The sequence below is a fragment of the Kribbella sp. NPDC031520 genome (assembly GCF_055580825.1).
This window is the reverse complement of record NZ_JBVIKS010000004.1, coordinates 147,746-170,855: the sequence shown is the minus strand read 5'-3', so window position 1 is coordinate 170,855 and position 23,110 is coordinate 147,746. Positions and strand designations below refer to the sequence as shown.

Genomic DNA, 23,110 nt, shown 5'->3' with positions numbered 1-23,110 from the left:
GTGCCTCTCTCACACACAACCGCGGGGTTTCGGCAGGCCGGCGACGTACGCCATCTTCTTGGCCGGCTTGCCGGGGAACAGGACGAACAACTGCTTGACCGGGATTCCGGCCAGCGTCGAGACCCGGCGCAGCGTGGCGGTCTCGCCGTGCGTCGGGTAGTCGGCGCGCAGGAACCGGATCGCCTTCCAGTGCTCGTCGGTGAGCTCGATCCCGATCCGGGCCGCGAGCTCCACCGCGAGCTCTTCGGTCCATTCGCCGTACTCGGTCATGAAACCTTCGGCGTCGACCTGAACGGTCGTCATGGTTGCACCTTTCCTCTCATCGACATCCGGGTGGGCACCGGAAGACGGCGGCCCGGCAGCAGCAGGTTCCAGTAGATCCAGCGGAACGCGACCTTGCCCCAGTGGTTCGCCTTCGTCGGCCGGAGCAGGGACAGCGGACCGAGCCGACCGAGCGGGAAGCGTCCGGGCAGCGGTTCGGTGTCGTAGTTGAAGTCGATCAACAGGCCCTTGCCGTCGCCGGTCTCGACGAAGCAGTTCGCGTGCCCGTCGAAGCGGTGCGTCATCGCCCGGCCGTCGATGTACTGCAGGAAGTTCTCGACGAACACCTCGCTGGAGAAGTGCGCCACCGAGCCGGCCTTCGAGGTCGGTAGGTCGTTGGCGTCCCCAACGGCAAAGATGTCCGGGTACGCCGTCGACTGCAGCGTGTGTTTGTCGACCGGCACGTAGTTCAGCTCGTCGCCAAGACCGGACGCCGCGACGAAATCGGCGCCCATGTTCAGCGGCACCGTGACCAGCAGGTCGTAGCCGATCTCGCGTTCGTCGTAGCTGACCAGCATCTTGCGCTCCGCGTCGATCCGCTCGACCAGGAAGTCCGTCTCGACCGCGATCTTCCGCTCGTCGAGCAACCGGCCGAGGTACCGCGACGCGATCGGTTTGGTGAACGCTCCGTCCAGCGGTGTGACGTACACGAGCTCGACCTGGTCGCGCATCTCCCGGCGGCGGAAGAACGACTCCGCCAGGAAGGTGAACTCCAGCGGCGCGACCGGGCACTTGATCGGCTGCTCCACCACGTGAACGACAAGCCGGCCGCCGGTGAAGCCCTGCAGCGCCTCCCGGAGAGCGAAGGCACCGTCGTAGGTGTAGAAGTCGTGAATGCCCCCGGGTGCCACACTGTGCCACTCGGACCCGAGCATCCCTGGGGTCTGGTCCGGCCGCGGACTGGTGCCCGTGGCAATGACCAGGTAGTCGTATCCCACGACATCACCGTCGGCCAGTCGGACGGTCTTCCGTTCCGGGTCGACCGTCGCAATGTCGCCCGTCAGCAACTGGATGCCGTTGCGCAAGAGCCTACGACGCGGTTTCAGCAGGTCTTCGCGGCCGCCGAACGGGACGAACAACAGGCCCGGCTGGTACAGGTGCTGACTGTCGCGGTCGATGACCGTGATCCGCCACTCGCTCAGCGGCAGCCGGCGCCGCAGTTTGTTGGCCACCATCGTGCCGGCCGTGCCGCCACCCAGGATCACCAACCGCTTCATCTTCGTGTCCTTCCAGGACATGGCCCGGCCGGATGAGGCCCGGCCGGGCCAGGGTGTTCAGTCGGTGTGCTCGATCGGGATCGTGCGTGCCTCGGCCGCCTTCGCCGAGATCGGCACGGTCACCTCGAGGATCCCGGCCGCGTACTTCGCGACGACCGCCTGCTCGTCGGCTCCGTCCGGCAGCAACACCCGACGGGCGAGGGTGCCGTAGTGGAACTCGGAGCGGGCACCGTCGTGCTCCTCCTGCTGACGGGTCGCGGAGATGGTCAGCATCCCGTTCGCGACCTCGACCTTGACGTCCTTCTCCGGATCCAGACCCGGCAGCTCCGCCCGTACGACGTACTTGTCCGCGTCGGTGAACTCCTCGATCCGGACACCGCGCATCGCGGCCGGCGTCGTGAACAGGCTCGGCAGGCCTTCGGCCCAGTCGAACAAGTCCACCCACTGCCGCCGGCTGTCCCGGTGCTGCAGCGTGCTCGCCATCGCTTCTCCTTCCTGTCGTCCTTCCCTTGCACCTCCACCAGACCTCGCGCCCGGTCAGCGCAGGAGGGGCCAACGCACCGCTCTGCATGGACCTTCGGCCCTGTCCGCGCGCCGATCGGCAGGGCGATGGTGCAGCAGGGAGGCGGTGCGACCGCTGGGAGGGGCCGATCTGGCTGATGACCGCGGTGGCTCTCGAAGTCGGGAGCGCAACGGCCCAGGCCAAGCAGGGCCAACGGCCCGTGCGCTGAGCCGCGGCGCGACAGATGCTCGAACTGAGGACGGCGTCGTCCCGCGCGGCTGCCGCCGGGAAGTCTGTCGAAGGGAGTCGTCATGTCCAAGTCGCCGCTGGGTAGCGCCGCACCCGAGGAGGTGCGTCGATCCGCCAGGACGGGGAACGGCTGGTTCGTCTGGATGACCGGACTCTGGATCGCCTTCTTCGTCCTCATGCACCAAGGCCGGCTGGACGATCTCGCGGCCTGGATCCGCGACCTACCGGTGCTGGTCGAGATCCTGGTCTGGCTTGTGTTCTTCCCGTGGGTGCTGGCCACGACCGTCTGGAACAGCGGCTGGTCCGAGGGTCTCCGGATCACGCTCGTGGTGCTGTTCACCACCTTCTGGATGCTGATCTCGATCCCTCGGTCGAGGCCGTCCGGCCGGAAGTGAGCACGATGCGACTCCGCGTCCGCGACGTCTTGGCGTTGCTGCTGCTCCTCGCGGTTCTGGTGCCGTACGTCGGCTACCTGATCAACGGGGACATGCCGCTGATCCAGGAACCACGTGCCATGGCCTCCACCGGGTTCTTCCTCGGCGCAGTGGCCTTCTGGGTGATCCGGGGCGGCGGGCGCCCGATGCGACTCGGACGGGCCGAGGGCGGTTCCGCGGCGCTCGCCCTGGTCCTGTATGTCCTGAGCGTCGCCCTCGCCGAGACCGCCGCAGCCGAACTCCTGCTCGCCGCGTTCATCTGCAGCCTGATGCTCGTCTTCGCTCTTGACCTACTCGAACGAGACCGCTCTCACCCATGACCGTTCAACAGACAACTCCGCGAGGACTCTCCACGGAGCATGCCGCGCTCGCGCTGCTCGAGCATGGGCCGAACACAATCCCAGCTCCGCGTCCGCCGTCTGCCTGGCGGCGGGTCCTGGTCCAACTGCGGGATCCGATGATCCTGCTGCTGATCGCGGCCGCCGTACTCACCGCGAGCCTGCGTGACCTGACCGACCTCACGGTCATCCTGGTCGTCGTCGTACTCAACACGACCGTCGGCGTCGCCCAGGAGATCCGGGCGGAGCACGCACTGGCTGCGCTGAACCGGTTGGCGGCGCCGCACGCGACCGTACGACGTGGCGAGCGCACGACCGTCATCCCATCGGCCGACGTGGTCCCGGACGACGTCGTACTGCTCCAGGCCGGCGACGTCGTACCCGCCGATCTGCGATTGTTCGACGCCATCCGCCTACAGGCTGACGAGTCCGCGCTGACCGGCGAGTCCGTACCGGTCGAGAAGGAGACAACGGACGAGCTGTACGCCGGAACCGTTGTCACCCGTGGTCGCGGGACTGCCGTCGTTACGCGAACCGGATCGCGCAGTGCGCTCGGGAAGATCGCCGCGCTGCTGTCCGGCCAGCGACCACGAGCCACACCGCTGCAGCGCAGGCTCGGCGTACTCAGCCGAATGCTGAGCATCATCGCCGTGGCCGTCTCCGGGATCGTCGCCGTCGCCGGTCTGGTCCGCGGGCTGCCATTGCCCAGCATGATCGTGACCGCGGTCAGCCTGACGGTGGCCGCCGTACCCGAGTCGCTCCCCGCGGTCGTGACGCTCGCCCTCGCGATCGGAGCCCACCGGATGGCACAACGCTCCGCGGTCGTCCGCAAGCTGCCCGCGGTCGAGACGCTCGGCGCGGTCACCATGGTCGCCACCGACAAGACCGGCACCCTCACCGAGGGCATCATGCAGGCCGAACGCTTGTGGACCGAGTCCGGCTGGGCGCAGGCCACTGGCACCGGATACGACCCCGCCGGGAGTCTCGAGACCCGCTCGACCTCGGCACCCGCCGCCTCCCCGTCCACCTCGGCCGATGTCCGGCGGCTGCTGCGTGACGTTGCCCTGTGCAACGATGCGGCGCTGCGCGCACCTACCGACGACGACCCGGTCTGGCAGGCGATCGGCGATCCGACCGAGGCTGCGCTGCTCACACTCGCTCACCGCGGATCGGTCGACCCCGACTACGTACGGGCAGCGTACCCACGGATCCACGAACTGCCCTTCGACAGCACCCGCAAACGCATGACCACCTTCCACGAACAACCCGGCCGTGACGAAGTCCTCGTCATCGGCAAGGGCGCGCCCGAGATCATGCTCACTCGGGACGTCACGCCGTACGGCGACATCGACCACGCGAAGGCCATCGCCGCCGAACTGTCGGCCGCCGGGTACCGCGTACTGGCCGTGGCCGACACCCTCCTGCCGCCGAGCGCACCTCGCACCGAGAACGGTCTGCGACTCGCCGGCCTGGTCGCGATCACCGACCCGATCCGGCGCAACGCCGTCGACGTCGTGTCCTCGTTCGGCCGAGCAGGTGTCGGTCTGCTGCTGATCACCGGCGACGCACCGGGTACCGCGCTCGCGGTCGCGCACCGGATCGGACTCCGCGACGGCACCGTCGTCACCGGCGCCGACATCGACAACGGCCGCGACCCGACCACCGCGCACGTGTTCGCCCGCATCCACCCCGCGCAGAAGCTCGACATCGTCCGCACCTGGCAGGACGCCGGTCACGTCGTCGCGATGACCGGCGACGGCGTGAACGACGCCCCCGCACTGCGTCGCGCCGACATCGGCGTCGCGATGGGCCAGGGCGGTACCGAAGTCGCACGTCAGGCCGCCGATCTCGTCCTGACCGACGACAACCTCGGCACCGTCGCGGCCGCCATCGAGGAAGGCCGCCGGATCTACACCAACATCCGCACCTTCCTCCGGTACGCCCTGAGCGGCGGCCTCGCCGAAATCCTGGTGATGCTGATCGGTCCGCTGCTGGGGTTCGCCGTACCGCTGCTGCCCGGTCAGATTCTCTGGATCAACATGCTCACCCACGGCCTTCCCGGCGTCGCCATCGGCGCCGAACCGGCCGACCCGAAGACCATGCAGCAACCACCGCGCTCACCACAGGAGCAGATCCTCGGTGCGGGCCTCTGGCAACGAATCGCCGGCACCGGCACCTTGATCGCGGCCGTGACCTTGGCGGCTGCAGCTTGGGCGCAAAGCGTCGGAGCACCGTGGCAGAGCATGACGTACCTGATACTGGGTCTTGCCCAGCTCGGTGTCGCGCTGGCGCTCCGCCGACCGGACCCGCGGTACGGTCGGCGCATCCGGTTCCTCGACCTCGCCGTAGCCGGGGCGCTGGCCGCCCAAGTGCTCCCGCTCGCGCTTGCTCCACTGCGCGATCTTCTCGGCCTGCAAGCCATGACCGGCACCGAGGTCCTGTGCGCGCTCGCACTGGCCTCGGTGCCAGGCCTGGTCACAGCGGTCGGCCGGCTCGGCAGGCGGACCCGCCGGAGATTGCGCTAGACGCCGGCGCTGGTCGCCTGACGTCGCTCAGCTGTGCAGGTGGACGCGCTGATGGGTGATCGCCTCGATGTCCGACGCTGCGGCGTGCAGCAGCTTGTGCGCGAGATCCGACAAGGCCCGTGCCACGGCCAACTCGTCGCCGATCTCGGCGATCTCGGCGTCGTCGGGATTCCGGTGCGCGGAGCCCTGGCCGACCAGCTCAGTCTTGTCGCTGGTGTGCAGCCGGGCCTCCGCATGCGTGGTCCGGTCGTCGTCGTGCTCATCGACGTACACGTCGACGCGCCACCGCCTGCTGGTGATCATGGGTCTCGTCCTTTCGCACGACTTGTCCGCTGTCGCTGCCATCGTCCGAGTTCCGCCGGCCATGGACCAGGGCCGTCCGGACCCCGAAGAGCGGGAACTTCTACCCTGCCGGGCACACACGACAGAGCGTGTGCTGTAGACGTAAGAAGGGAGTCGGCCATGAGCGACCTCGACAAGAGCCGCATCCAGAAAGACGCACAACGCACCGTCGCGCGCCGTCGTACCGGCGGCTCGACAGCACCCGAGCAGGCGATCCTGCGCCACCTCGGCATCCAGCTGTACCGCGAACAGCATCGAACAGAGAACCAGCACGGGCCTGTGGGCCACGACGACCCCAAGGGGGAACCGTCGCCAGACGACTCGACCGATCACTGACTTCCGCCTAGGCAGCTGCAGATGTACAGGCAGACTCGCGCTGACCGTCCTGCACCTGCTCCGTTGACCCACCGGCACCACGATCAGGCAGTCCGCGAGCCGTTCAGTCACGCGAAACAGCTCGGATGCCTTGTAGGTAAGGCTATTTGAGTTCAGCTGACGTCTTGCCCAACAACCTTCGGGCGACGATCAACTGCTGGATTTGTTGGGTGCCTTCGAAGATGTCGAGGATCTCTGTGGCGCTCAGCGCCACGAGCGGCCAGAGTGCGCCCAGATGGCGTCTGACCTGGGGATTCGCTGCTCATCGACACCCGCCTCTAATCGACAGTTCGCAGCACTCCACGGACCAGTGACGGACCTGGTCAATAGGACCACGGCCTCGCACCGCCGCGGACATCGACCAACCCTCAGCTGGCTAGGCGCTTGCGGTGGGCAACCGCAGTGAGCCGGCACCTGGAGGGCGCATCTCACCTGGACTTCGACACGGTCGCGGCCGATCTGCGGGCCGCCGCGGGGTACGGATCCGCGTCGTACGACCTTGTCGTCTCGCTAGGGCGTCTGACTTTCCGGCGACGGTTCTTGCGAGAGGCGGCTGATCACTTCCGGGCCGCTGCTCAGTTGGCGCCCGAGCACGCCGCAGAACATCTGATGTCGGCCGCGGACTGCGCTTTCGTCGGCGCAGCCTCCGGAGGTGATGCGCATCAGTTGCTGTTGTCCGCCGCTGAGCGAGCCCGCGATGCCCGGACACGGATCCTGGCCCTGTCTCGTGCGGTCGAGTCCGCTGGCCGTCACCAAGTGGTCCGAAGCGACGGGATCATCGACCCGCAGGTCCTTGCCGCGTATGGCGAAGCCGTCGCGTATGCATCGGCGTCCGATGATTCAGAACTGAACGCCGCGGTCGCGGTGGCCGGCGCCTGGATCGACCCCGCCGAGCGCGCCCGCACCGCGTTGGCCGTCGCGCGCCGATCGGGAGATCCGGTCCTGATCAGCTCGGCGATCGACGCGGTCGGATACGAACTGCACCGGACCGGCCGTACTACCGAGGCCGTCGAGTGGAATCGTGAGCGCTCTTCGTTGGTCGGTGTTCTGGACCCCAATGACCCGCGGTCCGCCGCGGAGATCGGTGACATCTACCTCAGCCGGTGCGTCGACATGATGTTCACCGGCGACCTCCCAGCTGCACTGGCAGCGGCCCGAGCGCTGCCGGTGGGCGGCCTGTACGGCGCGGGCTCGTACGTTGCAACGGGTCTGGAGATCGCGCCACTCGTACTGACCGGCGAGCTGTCAACCGCGCTGAGCGGGGCCGAGCGGGTCATCGCTACCTGGCAACGCTCCGGACGGACTCCAAGTGGCTTGCTGCCACCGGTCTTCGCGATGGCCTTCCTGGCCAGCCGGCTGCTGGGTGACGCCGTCGGCGCTCGCCGTTGGAAGGACACGCTGATCGAGCTCGCCGGAACCGACCGGCTGGCCGCACTCGCCTTCGCGGAGGCGCTGGCCGCTGTCCACACTCGCTCCCTCGACAACGCCTCCGACTTGGTCGACCGCGCCTTCGACGACTACGTCTTCGGTTGGCCCATCCCGTACGCCCGCGCGGCCGGCGCTGAACTCGCCGTCATGGCCAACCTGCCCGATGCCGCCCCACGGCTGACGATCGCGGCCGAAGCTGCCGAACACAACAAATGGGTAGCTGCCTGCCTTGCCCGCGCCCGCGGACGCCTCACCAACGACCCGACGTCCTATCGGACTGCACTCGATTCCTGGACTGATCTGAGTGCCAACACCGAGGCCACTCTCACCCGTCGCCTCGCGACCTGACAGCGGTGAGTCGGTACAAGGGGGCGAAGCCAAGTGTCGGTAGTCATAACTCGCACCGCGCTACCGAGCCACCTGCAAGACCGACCATCCTCGAGCCAAATCTCGTCGCGCCAATTGGTGCGCTGAAGAGTTCAGCCAACTAACCGGGCCGGCGTGGTGCACGTGGCCGGCGAGGTGCGGCTGTGGTCGCGCAACGGCAAGGACTTCACGGCGAAGTTCCCCGACGTCCAAGCAGCGATCGCGGCGCAGATCGAGGTCGACTGTGTACTCGACGGCGAGCTGGTGATCATGGTCGACGGGCGACTCAGCTTCGACGCACTGCAGCGCCGCCTGGTCACCTCGCCGGCCAAGGCCAGGCAGCTGGTCGCCGCCGTACCGGCGGGGTACATCCCGTTCGGTCTGCTCCCGATCGGCGGGGTCGACCTGCGCGGGCTTCGGCGGTGCCCGGCGCGGCAGGTCCTGACGCCTCACCGGTCGCCTGCCCCGGCGCAGGATTGCAGCCGGACCAGTAGTCCGAGTGGCGGCTGCCGGACTTGGCCAGGCCGCGGCTGACCAGGTAGCCGATGGTGACACCCTGGGCGAGTTGCCGTCAGCCGGCCGTGACACTCTTGTCACCCACGCGGCTCGACCACACTCCGAACGGCGGCCAGCAGTGCGGCCCGATGCTCACTCAGGCGATCGGTGTCCTCGCCGGCCACCGCCCGCAGACCCGCCGGCGCACTCAACCAGCTCTCGGTCATCCGCAGCACGATCGCGAACAGGTCCACCGCCCGGATGTCGGCCCGCAGCCGCCCTTCGCGCTGCGCGGTCTCGACCAGCTCGACCCGCTCGCGATAACTCGCCAACTCCGCCTCGGTCGGCTCGGCTCGTTCGAACCCACGCCAGATGGCGATCCGCCGAGCCGCCGGATTGGCCAGGACGTAGTCGAACCGGCTGGCCGCGAACGCGGTCAGATCCCCTTCGCCCAGCGGAATGGCCTTGACCACTGTACGCGCCTGCTCGTCCACGACCGCGTCGAACAGCGCGTCCTTGTCCCCGAAGTACACGTAGATGAGCCTCTTGTTGGCTCCCGCGCGCTCGGCGATGCGGTCGATTCGGGCACCGGCGAGTCCGTACTCCGCGAATTCCTCGGTCGCGGCTTGCAGCAGCAGCGCTTTGGTCGCCTCGGAATCGCGGGGACGCCGTTTACGCTCAGCGGTCGGCTCGGCCATGCCGTTCACCTTCTCATCTCTGTCACGCACCGACGATCGCGGTCAGCTCGTCCAGCCCCCGCGCGCCGCCCACGGCCCGCTCGATCACCTCGTGCGCCTGGTCGCCCAGCGCGTCGACCGCTCCGCTGAACAGCTGCATGTCGATGAGCTCCAGCGGCTGCAGGTGATGCACGTTCGCGGACGTGATCGACGGCCCGATCGCCTGCAACGCGAAGCTGCTCGCCGACCCGGAGCGCAGTACGTCGAGCAGCGGCTGGATCGGCAACTCCAGCGCCTGCGCCAAGTGCATCACCTCGAGGACGTTCCGGTGGTTCATCATCATCAGGGTGTTGTTGAACAGCTTGCCGTACTGACCCGATCCGGCCGGGCCGACGTGGATGACCTCCTTGGAGAAGGTCCGGAAGATCGGCGTGAGCCGCTCGACGACCCGCGCGTCGCCGCCGGCGATCGTGGTCAGCTGCCGGGCCAGGGCGACCGCGTGGCCGCCGCTGACCGGGGCATCCACCACCTCGACGCCGTACGGCTCGGCGAGCCGGGCCAGCTCGCGCGCGGCCTTTGGCAGGCCGGTGCCGTGATTGACCAGCACCGAGCCGCGTCGCAGGTTCGCCAGCAGGCCGCCGTCGACCGCGACCTGCAGATTGTCGGCGTCATGGCGCAGACAGAGTCCGACGATGTCGACGGCGGCGGCCAGTTCGGCGATGCTCGGCTGGGCGGTGAAGGCATTGCCGTCGAGGACAGCCAGCGACTCGGGGCGCCGGGCCCAGACGTGCAGCGGGTAGCCGCCGTCAGCGATCGCTTGGGCGATCGGGGCGCCCTGGTCACCGAGGCCGATGAAACCGACCCTGGGCTTGGTATCGGACATGACGGTCACCACGCCAGCCGGCCGGCGGCGTCGAAGAACTGGCCGGTCGGTCCGTCCGGGCCGAGCTGTGCCAGCCGGACGATGACCTCCGCGCCCTCCTCGACGGTCTGCGTCCCGGAGTTGTGGTTCAGGTCGGTCTTGGTGAAACCAGGGTCGGCCGCGTTGATCCGGACACCCGGGTACGCCTTCGCGTACTGCACGGTGATTACGTTGACTGCCGCCTTCGACGCCGGGTACTCGACGGCCGGGTAGAAGCGGGCCGGGGACTCCGGATCGGCAATCCCCCGCACCAGCGACAGGCCACTGCTGACGTTGACCACGACCGGCGCCTCGGAGCGCTGCAGGAGCGGCAGAAACGCGTGCAGGGTGCGGATCTGGCCGAACACGTTGGTCTCGAACACGCTGCGCATGCTGTCCGCGGTGACCTCGGCGACCGGGACGAAGCCGCCGTCGGCCGCGCGCGGCTCGACACCGGCGTTGTTGACCAGGACGTCCAGGCCGCCGTCGGCCTCGATGGCCTTGGCCGCGGCCTCGACCGAGGCGTCGTCGGAGACGTCGAGCTGGACGAAGCGGGCGCCCAGCGTGTCGGCGGCGGCGCGACCACGGTCGGCGTCGCGCGCTCCGACGTACACGGTGTGGCCGGCGGCGACAAGCTGCCGGGCGGTCTCGTAGCCGATGCCCTTGTTCGCGCCGGTGATCAGGACTGTGGACATGATGCTCTCTCCTCGAAGGAAGTAACTAACTGGATATATACAGCATGGCGCGGTCCAGGACTTAAGTCAATAGTTAGTTACTTAGTAGGGAGCCGGGCGGGCACCACCCCAGACAGCGCTGCCGATCCGCCTTCCGCCGCGGGGCGGAGACGTGACGGGCTCGTTGCCGTCGACTGCTTTACACCCTCGCAATATTGGATTAACTTCCAACATTGGAAGCAGTTCCAAGTTTCCGCGAACCCAACGATGCGAGCCGTGTTACGGAGGTCCGATGACCGACCGATTGAACGTGACGTTTCCTTCGGGGCCGGACGAGTGCCACGCCTGGCTGTACCTGCCCGAGGGCGGAGGTCGGCGTCCCGTGGTGGTCATGGCACACGGTCTCGGTGGGATCCGCGAGATGCGGCTGGACGCCTACGCCGAGCGTTTCGCTGCCGTCGGCTACGCATGCCTGGTGTTCGACTACCGGCACTTCGGGGCCAGTGGAGGTCAGCCGCGACAGCTCCTGAGCATCAGACGACAGCTCCAGGATTGGCGGGCCGCCGTGGCGTACGCGCGCTCCCGGCCGGAGTCCGATCCCCGGCGCGTGGTCCTGTGGGGCACGTCCTTCAGCGGAGGCCATGTCCTCACGACCGCCGCGCAGGACGCGGATGTCGCCGCGGTCATCACTCAGGGGCCGTTCACCGACGGTGTGGCGTCCGCTCTCGCAATGCGTCCGATCAGCTCGGTGAAGGTCATGGCTCGCGCAGTACGCGATGTCGCCGGCATGTGTCTGGGGCGTGCACCCGTCCTGGTCGCGACCGCCGCACGCCCCGGCTCGGCGGCGCTGATGACCGCACCGGACGCCGAGCCGGGTTACCTCGCTCTCGTGCCCGGCGATGTCCCGTTCGAGAACCGGGTGGCAGCGCGTTTCGCGCTCGACATCGTCCGGTACCGGCCCGGTCGCAGGACCCGGGGAATCGTCTGCCCGGTGCTGTTCTGCGTGTGCGAGACGGACAGCGTGGCCCCATCGGGGCCGACGCTCAGGTATGCCCGCAAGGCGCCCCGCGGCGAGATCCGTCGCTATCCGGACGGTCACTTCGACATCTACCGCGGTGAGCCCTTCGAGCGCGTCCTCCACGACCAGCTGGCATTCCTGGCCGCCCACGTCCCGATCGCCGGCTGACCACTCCCGACCGACAACAAGCCCACCAGGAGACACCATGCCCACCCTGAACCTCGCAGGCGCGACCGTCCTTGTGACCGGTGCAGCATCCGGTATCGGCGCAGCTACGACCCGAGCCCTCATCAAGGCAGGCGCCAACGTTGCGCTCGTCGACCTCCGCCAGGAAGCCGTTGATGCTGTTGCTTCCGAGCTCGGCTCCCGCGCATTCCCGGTGGCCGCCGACGTCACTGACCTTGCCGCCATGCACACCGTGGTGGCCAAGGTCGTGGACCGGTTCGGTGCCCTCGATGTGTGCTTCGCGAACGCGGGCATCGCGGCAAAGAAGCCGGCCACGATCAAGGGCAGCAGCGTTGAGGAGTTCGAACGCATCGTCGAGGTGGATCTTCTTGGCGTGTGGCGCACCGTACGGGCTTGCCTGCCCGCCGTCACCGAAGCCCGGGGCCACATCCTCATGACCGCTTCCGTGTACGCGTTCTACAACGGGAGCGGCAACGCCCCGTACGCGGCATCGAAGGCTGGTGTCGAGGCATTCGGCCGCTCCCTGCGCGGCGAACTCGCCGGCACCGGCACCACCGCCGGCGTCCTGTTCCCGGGTTGGGTCGACACTCCCATCATTCGGGCATCCCACGACGACGAGGTCACCAAGGAGCTCATTCGCCTCGGTAGCCCAGGAATCCTCGGCAAGCCTGTTTCGCCCGAGGTGATCGCGGCCGCCGTCGTGCGTGGCATCGAGAAGCGCAGGCCGCGGGTCATCGCACCGCGCCTCTGGGTTCCGTTCTTCGTCGCGCGCGGGGCGTTCGGCATTGCCTCCGACGCACTCATCGACCGGCACAAGCGGATGCAGAATCTGCTCCGCCGAATCGACGACCGATCACCAGCCCCCGCCCAGGAGGCATGACGTGGCCGCGCACCCCGCCGGGCAGCCCGGTTCCCCGCTGAACTCCGGGCTGAAGGAAGCGGCCCAGGGGGTCCGGCCGTTCGAGCACCTCGTAGAGTTGCGGTGACCATGACAATCAAGGTCACACGCACGACACGTCGGGCCGCCGCAACCCGTGCGGCCATCGTCGACGCCGCCGAGGATCTGCTGGCCTCCGGAGGCCCCGACGCGATCACCTTGGAAGGCATCGCCGAACGCGCGGATGTCGCCGTGCAGACGGTGTACAACCGCGTGGGCGGCCGCGCGGCCGTTCTCATCGCGGTTGCCGAGCGGGCGCTCGAGGACAACCGGACCTACATGGACGACGCCTATGCTGCCCCCGGCACCCCGGTGGAACGCATCAGGGCCGCCTCGGCCGCGTACGTCCGCTTCGCCGCCGAGCGCCCGCACCAGTTCCGCCTGCTGGCCGAGCCGCCGGACGAACCCGCGGCCCTGGAACGGGTCGCCGCGCTTGTCGACGAGCAGAACGCCAAACTCGCCGCCGCCCTGGCCGACGGGGTGGCCGATGGCTCGCTCGCCGCCGACCTCGATCCCGTCACCACCGCCACCGCGTTGTGGGCTGCCATGAACGGCGTGCTCGGCCTCTCCTGGCGCGCGGACCGACTCCGGGCTGACGCCTCCCATTTGACGGAACTCGTCGCAGCTGTGGAAAGGGTGGTTTTCAGCGGACTGCTCGCCCGCTGAGGTCCGTTCGGCCCGTGCCCTCCATGAGCCCGGCGGGCATCTGTGAACAACGCGGGTCACGACGCGGTCGCCGTCGGAGAGGAAGATCTGCGGGTCGCGGGCGTTCCCGATTCCGCTCGGGGTGCCGGTGCGGATGATGTCTCCGGCGCGCACCGTCATGCCCCAGCTCAGCTCGGCGATGATCCACTCGAAGGTGAACGCGACCTGGCCACCGTGTCGCCGCTGCAGATCCCGCTGCGAGACATCGTTCGCCACGCAGTAGCCGAGTACGTGCTCGAGCGCGCGCTTCCTCCGGGATCGAGCGCCCGTCGCGGCCGATCACGATCGCAACCTCGGCCTCGTAGTCCCATTTCTGCGACACGGCCGGGTCGTATGCGATGTCGTCGTACGGACCGATCACCGTGTCCGGTCCCTTGGTGAACAACGTCGGCGCGCCGGGTCCTGCCCCTCGCGTTTGCCCTTCGACTGCTCGAAATGGTCCCAGTAGTTCCACCCCGTGCAGAGCACGTCGCGGTTGAACCGGCTGAGCGGCGCGAGCAGCCGCACCTCGTCGAGCGGACGCACCTCGGCCCGCCGTACCGAGGCCTTGACAGCCTCCAGTACGGCGGGACCGCCGCGACCGCGTTGTCGACAGAGGGCGCCCTGTCCGGCAGGGCGACGTGGATGGGGTCTCGGACCATCGATCCTGCGAGCGAGATTCAGTACGAGTCGAAGTGGCGGCTTCACGTGGAGCCGGTGTTCGGGCGGCGGATGGTCAAGAGCATCCTGCCGTCGGAGGTTGCGGTCTGGCTGACCGACATCATGGGGGCGTATGGGCCATCGACGGCCAGGAGCGCGTTCCTCGTGCTCAACGGGTGCCTTGAACTCGCGGTGGCCGACGAGCTCATCAAGCGCAACCCAGGGCAGTCGAAGATCGTCAAGAAGCCCAGTAGACGGTTCTCCCAGGTCGTTGCCTGGTCGGACGACACGGTGGAGCGGCTCGGTAAGGAGTTCGTGTTCGCGCTGCCAAAGAACGACAAGGAGCGTTTCGTGCCGATGGCACCCGTGCTGGCGAAAGTGGTCCAGAGCCACATCGAGCGTTTCGGGACTACTGCCGTCTCGCTGCCGTGGGAGCGCCTCAACGGCGAGGTTCAGGAGCACGCGCTCATCTTCAGCTGGCCGGACGGCCGGCACCTCAATGCGCGCCTGCATGACGAGCTTGTCTGGAAGCCTGCGCTTGCGGCGGCCGGCGTGATTCCGCCGCCGTACAAAGACAGCCGTGGCCGCCGGCGGTTCAAGACCGACCGCACGACCGGAGTGCACGCGTTACGTCACTACTTCGCCAGCATCACGCTCGCGGACGGGGTCAACATCAAAGAGCTGTCCGAGTATCTCGGGCACCACGATCCGGGCTTCACGCTGCAGATGTACACCCATATGCTGCCGTCGTCTTACGACCGTGCTCGGCAGGCCGTCGATCGGCGGCTGACGCGACTCACGCAGCGGCTGACGGACCAGTCACGGACCAGGAGCGAAATCGGGCCAGAGCACGAGCCTCCGGACGCCAGCCCTGGATTGCTCTAGCCGCAGGTCGAGGAATGGCGCAAGCCCTTTCAATCAAGGCTATTTGAGCTCCGCAGACGTCTTTCCCAGTAGGCGCCGCGCGACGATCAGCTGTTGGATTTGCTGGGTGCCTTCGAAGATGTCGAGGATTTTGCTGTCTCGGGACCATTTCTCTAAGAGGTGGTGTTCGGAGTAGCCGAGGGTGCTGGTCAGTTCTACGCAGCGGAGGGTTATTTCGTTGGCGGAGCGGCCGGCTTTGGCTTTGGCCATGGAGGCTTGGAGGGAGTTGGGTTGGGCGTTGTCCGCCATCCAGGCTGCTTGGAGGGTCAGGAGGTAGGCGGCCTCCCAGTCGGCTTCCATCGCCAGGTAGCTGGCGGCTGCGGCGGATTGCTGGTGAGCGGGGCGGTCATAGTCGACTTGTACGCCGGCTTCGGCGAGCAGGTCCCGGGTCAGTTCCAGCGAGGCCCGAGCGCACCCGACGGCCATCGCGGCTACCAGGGGGCGGGTGTTGTCGAAGGTTTGCATGACGCCGGCGAAGCCTTTGTCGATGTCGGCTGTGCCCAAGAGGTTCGACACCGGGACGCGGCAGTTGTCGAAACGGATGGTGGCGGTGTCCGAGGCGCGGATGCCGAGTTTGTGTTCCAGGCGCTCAACCGTCATGCCGGGCGTGTCCTTCATGACCACGAAGGACTTGATCGCGGCGCGGCCCAGGGACTTGTCGAGGGTGGCCCAGACGACGACCGCGTCGCAGCGGCCGCCGGCGGTGACGAAGATCTTCTCGCCGTTCAGTACGTAGGCGTCGCCGTCGAGGCGGGCGGTGGTCTGGATGTTGGCGGAGTCCGAGCCGCAGCCGGGTTCGGTGATCGCCATCGCGGCCCAGACACCCTCGAAGCGCTTCAGTTGTTCGTCGGACGCGACCGAGGCGATCGCCGAGTTGCCGAGGCCCTGGCGGGGCATCGACAGCAGCAGGCCGACGTCGCCCCAGCACATCTCCATGATCGACAGTACGGACGACAGGTTCGACCCGTTCACCACTCCGTCCTCCGAAGCAGCGGTACGGCGTACACCGCCCGCGCCCGCGCCCGAACCGGTGCCTGAGGCCCCTAACCCGTCGACCATCGCGGCGAGCATGTCGAGCTCGACCGGGTACTCGTGCTCGGCCAGGTCGTAGCGGCGCGAGTTCGGCCGGAGCATCTCGGCGGCGACCTGATGGGCCTGGTTGACGAAGGCCCGGAACTTGCGGGGCGTCTCGAGGTTGATCATCAGACCAGTACCACGCCTTCCATGATGCCGATGGCCCGCAGGTCGCGGTACCAGCGTTCGACCGGATGTTCCTTCACGAACCCGTGCCCGCCGAGCAGTTGTACGCCGTCCGTCCCGATCTGCATGCCCTTCTCCGCGCACAGCCGCCGCGCGAGCGCCACCTCGCGCGCAAACGGAAGCCCTTGGGATGCACGCGATCCGGCCCGGTACGTCACCAGCTTCATGCCCTCGAGCTCGATCCCGATGTTCGCGATCATGAACGCCACCGACTGCCGATGGCTGATCGGCTCACCGAAAGCTTCCCGAGAGTTCACGTACGGCGTGACGTAGTCGAGCACCGCCCGCGCCGTACCCAGGGCCAACGCACACCACCCCAGCCGCGACAGCCGCACGCACTCGCGATAGTCGTCCACGCTCCCCAACGGCACCGCCGGTACGTCGGTCAGGATCACCCGGCTGAGCGATGCCGCCCGCAACCCCATCGACGGTTCGGCCTCGATCGTCACACCCGGATGGTCCGGCTCGACGACGAACAACCGCGGCCCGGCGTCGGTCTGCGCGCCGATCACGAACAGCTCCGCCTCGGCGGCTCGCGGTACCAGCGACTTCACGCCGTTCAGCAGCCCGCCCGTGGACCGCGTCCGCAGCTCGAACGGGTCGAACAGCGCCCGCGGTTCGAGCAGCGCCAACGCGGCGGCCGGAACGGACGAACCGGTGAAAGCCGGCAGGTACGTCGCCTGCTGGGTCTCGTCACCCCACAACGAGATCGCCGTACTGACCGCGGACGGCGCGAGGCACGCGACCGCCTGGCCCAGGTCGCCGTGCGCAAGGGCCTCGGCGACGAGGACGCCGGTCATCGCGGAACGCTCGGTGACGATGCCGCCGAGTTCCTCCGGTACTTCGATCAGGCTCAGCCCGAGTTCCGCGGACGCGTCGAGGATCTTGGCGTCCGTCGTACAGGCGGTGTCGGCCGCGGCGGCAGCGGGTCGCAGTACGTCGGCGGCGAACTCGCGGACCACCTCGACCATCAGCTGCTGGTCCTCGGTCGGCGTCAGGTCGAACCGCCCGGTCCCCCGGGCGGCGGGCAGCCGGGACGGGGACGCCAGCTTGGACGCGGCGGTGAACCGCCGGGACAGCGCACCGGCCGTCCGGAATCCGGTCTTGGTCGCCTCGAACACCGCCCGCTCGGCCGGTTTCCGCAGCCTCAGCCGGTCGATCGCCCGCCACTGGGCCAGCCGGTTCAGCAGGGCGACGCCGACGCCGATCGCGTCCCGCCGTCCCCTGGTCCGCTCCTGAACACTCATGCCGCTACTGTAAACCGAAGTTACAACCCAGGTCACGCGTTCGCGCCGACAACCTGACGCAACCGGGCACGGTGGGGTCGTCAGCACTTCGTAGCATCAGCACCATGGATCGAACCAACGCCCTCGTCGAACGACTCTTCCGGGACGCCGGTGCGGCGCTCGAACTCTGCTCCGTCTACCTCGGCGACCGACTCGGTCTGTACCGGTCGCTGGTCGAGCACGGCCCGGCGACGTCGGCCGAGCTGGCCGAACTGGCGCGGCTCAACGAGCGGTACGCCCGCGAATGGCTCGAGCAGCAAGCCGTCAGCGGGCTGATCGAGGTCGACGACGCCGACGACGCGCCGACCGTACGCCGGTACCACCTCCCGGCCGAACACATCCCGGTCCTCGCGGACGACGACGACGTGAACTACCAGGCGTACAAAGGCGTCGAGCTCGCGCGGGCAATCCGGATGCTGCCGGACCTGGTCGAGGCGTACCGCACCGGCGACGCGCCGCCGCCGCAACCGTGGGAACCGGAAGGACGGGCCGAGTTCAACCGGGCGACGTACCTGAACCGGCTCGGCAAGGAGTGGCTGCCGAGTATCCCGGAGGTCGACGAACGCCTCCGGGCGGATCCGCCGGCCCGGGTCGCCGACTTCGCCTGCGGCACCGGCTGGTCGTCGATCGCGATGGCGCAGTCGTACCCGAACATCACCGTCCACGGCGTCGACCTCGACGAGGACGCCATCGCCGCCGCAACTCAGCACGCCACCGAGGCAGGCCTGGCCGATCGGGTCACCTTCTCCGTCGCCAACGCATCCGCACCGCAGGCGGGCCAGTTCGACCTGGTGACCGTCCTCGAAGCTCTGCACGACATGTCGCGGCCCGTCGAGGCCTTGAAGACCGCCCGCGGCATGCTGGCCGACGGCGGTTCGGTGCTGGTCATCGACGAACTGGTCGAGGAGAAGTTCACCGCTCCGGCATCCCAGCTGGAGCAGTACCACTACGGCTGGAGCCTGATGTCCTGTCTGCCCGAGGCGATGGGCGATCCGGAGTCAGCCGCGGTGGGTGCCGTGATGCGCCCGGACATGCTGCGCGGCTTCGCCACCGAGGCGGGCTTCACCGAGACGCAGGTACTCCCGTTCCGTACGCCGCTGTTCGCGTTCTACCGGCTCATCCCGTGATCGCGTCGGCCTTCGCCTGGAGGTAACGCTGTTCGGGGAGGCTGGTAGTGCGGCGGGCTGCGGCCAGGTAGTGCTGTTGGGCCTTCGAGGGTTCGCCGAGCCGTTCGTAGAGGTGGGCGCGGACGGCGTCGAGGCGGTGGGTTTCGCTGATGTTCTTGTCGTCGGCGATCGTGTCCAGCAGGTCGAGGCCGGCCTGCGGGCCCTCCACCTGGGCGAGGGCGATCGCGCGGTTGAGCGTGACCATCGGGTTCGGGGCGAACTTCTCGAGGACGACGTACAGCGCGTGGATCTGCCGCCAGTCGGTCTCGTCCGCGCTGGCGGCCTCGGCATGGACGGCGGCGATCGCAGCCTGCAACTGGTACGGGCCGACCGTGCCTTGCTGCAAGGTGCGCAGGATCAGCTCGGCGCCTTCCGTGATCTGCGCGCGGTCCCACAGCGAGCGGTCCTGCTCGTCGATCGGGACCAGCCCGCCGTCGGCCGTCGTCCGGGCGGCCCGGCGCGAATCGGTCAGCAGCATCAACGCGAGCAGGCCCGCGACCTCGCCGTCGTCCGGTAGCGCCGTACGCAACATCCGGGCCAGCCGGATCGCCTCCGCGGTCAGCTCGACGCGCTGCAGCTCCTCCCCCGAGCTGGCCGTGTACCCCTCGTTGAAGATCAGGTAGAGCACCTGCAACACAACGCGCAGCCGGTCGGCCTGCTCCGCGGCGGGCGGCAGCTCGAACCGGCTGCCGGCCGCCTTGATGCTCTTCTTCGCCCGGCTGATCCGCGGCGCCATCGTTGCCTCCGGCACCATGAACGCCGCCGCGATCTCGGCCGTCGTCAGACCGCCGACGGCCCGCAACGTCAACGCCACCTGGGATGCCGGCGTGACCGCGGGATGACAGCACAGGAACAGCAGCGTCAACGTGTCGTCGGCGTCCGGTGCCTCGTCCACATCGGCGCCCGGGGCAACCAGTTCGTCCGGCCCGGCCATCGCCGCCAGGTTGTCCTCGCGCCGCCGCCGCGCACTCTCGCTCCGGAACACGTCCGTCAGCCGCCGCGTCGCGACCGTGATCAGCCACCCGCGGGGATTCGCCGGTACGCCGTCCACCGGCCACTGCGTCGCCGCCGCCAGCAACGCCTCCTGTACGGCGTCCTCGCACAGGTCGAACTGCCCGTGCCGCCGCGCCAGGAACCCCAGCACCTGCGGCGCGAGCTCCCGCAGCAGCGCCTCCACGTTCACCCGGCCCACCCTAATCTGCAGCTCGACAGGACGTATACGCCCACCGGCACCGATCGGCCGGAGCCCCGAGCGTGCGTGAAGCCGCGCGGACCCGACACCTCCTGTCGAGCTGCAGTCATCTGAACGACCACCCCGACCACCCACCGGCCCGGATCACAATCACAGGCCCCTGCGGCGGATCCGCCTCGTACTGCGGGTACTTCCCCACCAGCAGCCCGATCGCCGCCGCGTGCTCCGGCACCACGTGCGCCGCCCCGTCCACACGGACCCACCACAGATGCGTCCAGTCCTCGTCGTACTCGTCCACGAGTAGCGCGACGTCCGGGTGCGCCTCGATGTTCCGTAGCCGCTTCAGCGCGGTCGTCGACTTCGGCTTCTGGTCGACGGCGACGAACAGCTCGTCACCGTGTACGGCGTACGTCACCGGCACGAGATGCGGCCGCAGATCAGCCCCGACCGTCGCCAACCGTCCGACTCGGGCGGCCGCCACCCGGGCCCTGCACGCCGCCTCGTCGAGCCTCACCGCTGCAGGTGGCGAAGGGCCGCGGTCGGCAGCTTGCGGGTCAACGGACCGAGCAGAGAGGCGTCGCGCAGCGCAGTACGGGCGGCGAGGTGACCGCAGGCACCGTGGACGCCGCCGCCGGGGTGGATCGCCGAGCTGCCGAGGTACAGGCCGTCGACGAACGTACGGGCGCTGCCCAGCCCGATCGTCGGCCGGAACACCAGCTGCTGGTGCAGCTGCATCGTCCCGCCGCCCAGAGCGCCGAGACCGAGCGCGGCGTTCCCGGATTCCAGCGACGACGGCCGCTGCAGGTCGCGGTCGACGACGAGGTCGCCGAACCCGGGCGCGAACCGCTCGATCGCGCGCTCCATCCGGCCGGCCAGTTTCTCCGCCGACGCGTCGTCCGCGATCCCGCGGGGCAGGTGCGCATACGCCCAGACCGCCTCGGTGCCGGCCGGCGACCGCGACGGGTCCGACTTGGTGGTCTGCCCGATCAGCAGGAACGGCTGCGACGGCACCCGCCCGGTGTCCAGGTCCGCGGACAGGTGCACCAGCTCGTCCGCCGTACCACCGAGGTGTACGACGCCCGCCGAGCGCGCCTCGACCGCCTTCCACGGGATCGGCCCGCTCAGCCGGAAGTTCAGCTTGACCGTCGGGTAGTCCCACTCGAACCGCTCGTCCAGGTCCCGCCGCAGCCCGGCCGGAACGAGTGCCTCCGGCAACAGTTCGCCGTACAACGCCGGGGCGGACGTATCCGCGATCACGGCCCGTTCCACCGTCACGACCTCGCCGGATGCGGTCCGTACACCGGTCACGCGGCCGCCGGACACGTCGACGCCGGTGACCGGCATGCCCGGCACCAGGAGCGCCCCGGCTCGCTCGGCCCGCCGTACCAGGGCGCCCGAGAATGCGGACGAGCCGCCGGTCGCGACCGGGTACCCGACGTCCTGCGCCATCATCGCGAGCAGCCAGCCCATCGTGCCGCTCACGCTGCCCGACAACGACGCGTCGGCGTGCAACGCGTTGCCGGCGAGGATCGCGGGCCCGTGCCGCCCGTCGAACAGCTCCTGGCCCATCCGGTGCATCGGCATCGCCATGAACCGCGCGAACCGCAGCAACTCCCCCGCCGACCCGAGCTTCCGCGCCAGCTTCAGCCCCGGAACGACCGGCGGCCAACTGGTCAGCAGCGCGTTCAGCAACGGCTCACGGACCGCCACGTACTGCTGGTACAGCCGCAACCACGCGTCACCGTCGCCAGGATGCTCCGCGCCGAGCGACTTCGCGGTGTCCTCCGGATCCGGGTGGATCGCGGCCGCGGCGCCGTCCTCGTCGAGCAGATGCACCAGCGGGAGCGAGGCGTTCGACCACGTCAGCCCGAACTTCTCCAGCTCCAGCGCGCGGATCACCGGCGACGCCACACCGAGCGGGTAGTTCGAACTGAAACGATCGCTGATCCAGCCGCCGTCCTCGGTCGACCGGACAGCACCCCCGAACGTCTCGGCGGCCTCCAGGACCAGCACGTCCCAGCCGGCGTCCGCGAGCGTGATCGCGCTCACCAGCCCGTTCGGCCCCGAACCGATCACCACGGCATCAACACTGCGCGGCAGCATGCCTACGACCTTAGCTCTGCTTGGACTCGATCTCCCGCATCAGGGCCGTGACCTCGCGGGCGCGGCCGATCATCGCAGGGTCGACCATCCGGCCGTCCGGCAGCACCAGTACCCCGCCGTTCGTCACGTCGGCCTTTTCGACCGCCTCTAGCAACTCCTCCGCCGCCGCGACCTCGGCAGCGCCCGGCGTGAATGCCTTGACGATCGTCGACAGCTGCCGCGGATGGATCGCCGTACGCCCGACGAACCCCAGCGCGCGCCCCTCGGCGGAAGTGCGACGAAGACCGTCGAGATCGTGCACGTTGGGGTAGACCGACATCATCGGCGCGCCCAGGCCCGCGGCGCGGGATGCGGACACGAGCCGTGCGCGCGACCAGGCGAGGCCTTCCGGGCCGTCGACTCCCAGTGCGCTGGACAGGTCCGCCTCGCCGAGGGCGACCGCGATCACCCGCGGATCCGCGGTCGCGATCTCGAAGGCGCGCTCCACTCCCAGCGGCGACTCGATCAGCGCCGTGATCCTTGCCGACGGCACCTTCTCCAGTACGGCGTGCACGTCGGCGGCGCTCTCCACCTTCGGCACCCGCAACCGGACGGAAGGTACGACAGAGATCGCGGCCAGGTCGTCCGCGATCCACGGCGACCCCAACGCGTTCACCCGAACCTCGACCGGACCCGACGCGTTCGCGGCCACCCACGCCACCGCCCAGCTCCGGGCATCTGCCTTGTCGGCGACCGGTACCGCGTCCTCCAGGTCGAACACCACCAGATCAGGGCCCGCGGCAACAGCCTTCGCGAACCGGTCCGGCCGATTCGCCGGCACGTACAGTGCGGTCAGCACCTCAGACCTCCC

At 68.8% G+C, this 23,110-nt stretch carries 24 protein-coding genes and 1 pseudogene; 11 read left to right on the top strand and 14 right to left on the bottom strand.

Annotation, left to right across the window (positions count from 1 at the left end; genetic code table 11):
* Window positions 1-9: 9 nt before the first annotated feature.
* The 3 genes from ACZ5BU_RS21460 to ACZ5BU_RS21450 are packed head-to-tail and all read right to left on the bottom strand — an operon-like array spanning window position 10 to window position 2,021.
* On the bottom strand, window positions 10-303 hold the full coding sequence (locus tag ACZ5BU_RS21460) for a TusE/DsrC/DsvC family sulfur relay protein (protein WP_465701356.1): 294 nt from the start codon (window positions 301-303) through the stop codon (window positions 10-12).
* Window positions 300-1,538 (bottom strand): type III sulfide quinone reductase, selenoprotein subtype, encoded by a 1,239-nt coding sequence (gene sqr / locus ACZ5BU_RS21455; protein WP_465701354.1) that lies wholly within the window; start codon window positions 1,536-1,538, stop codon window positions 300-302. The genes ACZ5BU_RS21460 and sqr overlap by 4 nt, the downstream gene beginning before the upstream one ends.
* Before the next feature lie 57 nt (window positions 1,539-1,595).
* A complete protein-coding gene (locus tag ACZ5BU_RS21450) occupies window positions 1,596-2,021 on the bottom strand; it encodes an Hsp20/alpha crystallin family protein (protein WP_465701353.1) in 426 nt (141 codons plus the stop codon).
* A gap of 330 nt (window positions 2,022-2,351) precedes the next feature.
* Here ACZ5BU_RS21450 and ACZ5BU_RS21445 point away from each other — a divergent pair, with 330 nt between their 5' ends.
* From ACZ5BU_RS21445 to ACZ5BU_RS21435, 3 genes are read left to right on the top strand one after another with little or no spacing between them, the layout of a single operon-like run.
* Entirely contained in the window at window positions 2,352-2,684 is a 333-nt protein-coding gene (locus ACZ5BU_RS21445; RefSeq protein WP_465701351.1) for a hypothetical protein, read from the top strand.
* 5 nt (window positions 2,685-2,689) lie between these two features.
* A complete protein-coding gene (locus ACZ5BU_RS21440) occupies window positions 2,690-3,043 on the top strand; it encodes a hypothetical protein (protein ID WP_465701349.1) in 354 nt (117 codons plus the stop codon).
* A complete protein-coding gene (locus ACZ5BU_RS21435) occupies window positions 3,040-5,586 on the top strand; it encodes a cation-translocating P-type ATPase (RefSeq protein WP_465701348.1) in 2,547 nt (848 codons plus the stop codon). Before ACZ5BU_RS21440 ends, ACZ5BU_RS21435 begins: the two co-directional genes overlap by 4 nt.
* Before the next feature lie 27 nt (window positions 5,587-5,613).
* Here ACZ5BU_RS21435 and ACZ5BU_RS21430 read toward each other — a convergent pair whose 3' ends face one another.
* Entirely contained in the window at window positions 5,614-5,889 is a 276-nt protein-coding gene (locus ACZ5BU_RS21430) for a DUF1876 domain-containing protein (protein ID WP_465701347.1), read from the bottom strand.
* Window positions 5,890-6,048: 159 nt separating this feature from the next.
* Here ACZ5BU_RS21430 and ACZ5BU_RS21425 point away from each other — a divergent pair, with 159 nt between their 5' ends.
* From ACZ5BU_RS21425 to ACZ5BU_RS21415, 3 genes are all read left to right on the top strand, one after another.
* Window positions 6,049-6,264 (top strand): hypothetical protein, encoded by a 216-nt coding sequence (locus ACZ5BU_RS21425; RefSeq protein WP_465701345.1) that lies wholly within the window; start codon window positions 6,049-6,051, stop codon window positions 6,262-6,264.
* A gap of 441 nt (window positions 6,265-6,705) precedes the next feature.
* Window positions 6,706-8,079 carry a hypothetical protein gene (locus tag ACZ5BU_RS21420; RefSeq protein WP_465701344.1) on the top strand — a complete coding sequence of 458 codons (1,374 nt, stop codon included), beginning with the start codon at window positions 6,706-6,708 and terminating at the stop codon, window positions 8,077-8,079.
* Window positions 8,080-8,232: 153 nt separating this feature from the next.
* Window positions 8,233-8,631: an ATP-dependent DNA ligase gene (locus tag ACZ5BU_RS21415; RefSeq protein WP_465701343.1), complete on the top strand. Its 399-nt coding sequence runs from the start codon at window positions 8,233-8,235 to the stop codon at window positions 8,629-8,631.
* A 59-nt stretch (window positions 8,632-8,690) separates the two neighbouring features.
* Here ACZ5BU_RS21415 and ACZ5BU_RS21410 read toward each other — a convergent pair whose 3' ends face one another.
* Genes ACZ5BU_RS21410 through ACZ5BU_RS21400 form a run of 3 tightly spaced genes read right to left on the bottom strand, consistent with a single transcriptional unit; the run spans window position 8,691 to window position 10,865 of the window.
* Complete coding sequence (locus tag ACZ5BU_RS21410) at window positions 8,691-9,290, bottom strand: TetR/AcrR family transcriptional regulator (RefSeq protein ID WP_465701342.1); 600 nt, start codon at window positions 9,288-9,290, stop codon at window positions 8,691-8,693.
* A gap of 22 nt (window positions 9,291-9,312) precedes the next feature.
* On the bottom strand, window positions 9,313-10,152 hold the full coding sequence (locus ACZ5BU_RS21405) for an NAD(P)-dependent oxidoreductase (RefSeq protein ID WP_465701340.1): 840 nt from the start codon (window positions 10,150-10,152) through the stop codon (window positions 9,313-9,315).
* A gap of 5 nt (window positions 10,153-10,157) precedes the next feature.
* On the bottom strand, window positions 10,158-10,865 hold the full coding sequence (locus ACZ5BU_RS21400; protein WP_465701338.1) for an SDR family NAD(P)-dependent oxidoreductase: 708 nt from the start codon (window positions 10,863-10,865) through the stop codon (window positions 10,158-10,160).
* A gap of 271 nt (window positions 10,866-11,136) precedes the next feature.
* Between ACZ5BU_RS21400 and ACZ5BU_RS21395 the strand changes: the two genes are divergently transcribed.
* The 3 genes from ACZ5BU_RS21395 to ACZ5BU_RS21385 all read left to right on the top strand — a co-directional run bounded on the left by ACZ5BU_RS21395 (window position 11,137) and on the right by ACZ5BU_RS21385 (window position 13,651).
* On the top strand, window positions 11,137-12,030 hold the full coding sequence (locus tag ACZ5BU_RS21395; protein ID WP_465701337.1) for an alpha/beta hydrolase: 894 nt from the start codon (window positions 11,137-11,139) through the stop codon (window positions 12,028-12,030).
* A 37-nt stretch (window positions 12,031-12,067) separates the two neighbouring features.
* Complete coding sequence (locus ACZ5BU_RS21390; protein WP_465701336.1) at window positions 12,068-12,928, top strand: short-chain dehydrogenase/reductase; 861 nt, start codon at window positions 12,068-12,070, stop codon at window positions 12,926-12,928.
* Window positions 12,929-13,036: 108 nt separating this feature from the next.
* Window positions 13,037-13,651: a TetR/AcrR family transcriptional regulator gene (locus tag ACZ5BU_RS21385; protein WP_465701334.1), complete on the top strand. Its 615-nt coding sequence runs from the start codon at window positions 13,037-13,039 to the stop codon at window positions 13,649-13,651.
* 60 nt (window positions 13,652-13,711) lie between these two features.
* Here the strand turns inward: ACZ5BU_RS21385 and ACZ5BU_RS21380 are convergent.
* Window positions 13,712-13,933, bottom strand: a pseudogene (locus ACZ5BU_RS21380) (fumarylacetoacetate hydrolase family protein); the annotation flags it as partial.
* Between the two features lie 444 nt (window positions 13,934-14,377).
* Here ACZ5BU_RS21380 and ACZ5BU_RS21375 point away from each other — a divergent pair.
* Window positions 14,378-15,214 carry a tyrosine-type recombinase/integrase gene (locus tag ACZ5BU_RS21375; protein WP_465701333.1) on the top strand — a complete coding sequence of 279 codons (837 nt, stop codon included), beginning with the start codon at window positions 14,378-14,380 and terminating at the stop codon, window positions 15,212-15,214.
* A gap of 39 nt (window positions 15,215-15,253) precedes the next feature.
* On the opposite strand, the gene ACZ5BU_RS21370 is transcribed toward ACZ5BU_RS21375, so the two are convergent.
* Window positions 15,254-16,456, bottom strand: a complete 1,203-nt coding sequence (locus ACZ5BU_RS21370; RefSeq protein ID WP_465701331.1) for an acyl-CoA dehydrogenase family protein — start codon at window positions 16,454-16,456, stop codon at window positions 15,254-15,256.
* On the bottom strand, window positions 16,456-17,760 hold the full coding sequence (locus tag ACZ5BU_RS21365; RefSeq protein ID WP_465701330.1) for an acyl-CoA dehydrogenase family protein: 1,305 nt from the start codon (window positions 17,758-17,760) through the stop codon (window positions 16,456-16,458). The genes ACZ5BU_RS21370 and ACZ5BU_RS21365 overlap by 1 nt, the downstream gene beginning before the upstream one ends.
* 104 nt (window positions 17,761-17,864) lie before the next feature.
* Here ACZ5BU_RS21365 and ACZ5BU_RS21360 point away from each other — a divergent pair, with 104 nt between their 5' ends.
* On the top strand, window positions 17,865-18,926 hold the full coding sequence (locus ACZ5BU_RS21360; RefSeq protein WP_465701328.1) for a class I SAM-dependent methyltransferase: 1,062 nt from the start codon (window positions 17,865-17,867) through the stop codon (window positions 18,924-18,926).
* Here the strand turns inward: ACZ5BU_RS21360 and ACZ5BU_RS21355 are convergent.
* From ACZ5BU_RS21355 to ACZ5BU_RS21340, 4 genes are all read right to left on the bottom strand, one after another.
* The gene (locus tag ACZ5BU_RS21355) at window positions 18,916-20,148 is read right to left on the bottom strand and encodes an RNA polymerase sigma factor (protein ID WP_465701326.1); all 1,233 of its coding nucleotides are present in this window, start codon (window positions 20,146-20,148) and stop codon (window positions 18,916-18,918) included. The two genes, ACZ5BU_RS21360 and ACZ5BU_RS21355, sit on opposite strands and share 11 nt — an antisense overlap.
* Window positions 20,149-20,263: 115 nt before the next feature.
* Window positions 20,264-20,671, bottom strand: coding sequence for a TIGR03668 family PPOX class F420-dependent oxidoreductase (locus ACZ5BU_RS21350; protein WP_465701324.1), 408 nt, complete (start codon window positions 20,669-20,671; stop codon window positions 20,264-20,266).
* Window positions 20,668-22,260, bottom strand: coding sequence for a phytoene desaturase family protein (locus tag ACZ5BU_RS21345; RefSeq protein ID WP_465701322.1), 1,593 nt, complete (start codon window positions 22,258-22,260; stop codon window positions 20,668-20,670). The genes ACZ5BU_RS21350 and ACZ5BU_RS21345 overlap by 4 nt, the downstream gene beginning before the upstream one ends.
* Window positions 22,261-22,270: 10 nt before the next feature.
* On the bottom strand, window positions 22,271-23,098 hold the full coding sequence (locus ACZ5BU_RS21340; RefSeq protein WP_465701320.1) for an HpcH/HpaI aldolase/citrate lyase family protein: 828 nt from the start codon (window positions 23,096-23,098) through the stop codon (window positions 22,271-22,273).
* Window positions 23,099-23,110 lie beyond the last annotated feature (12 nt).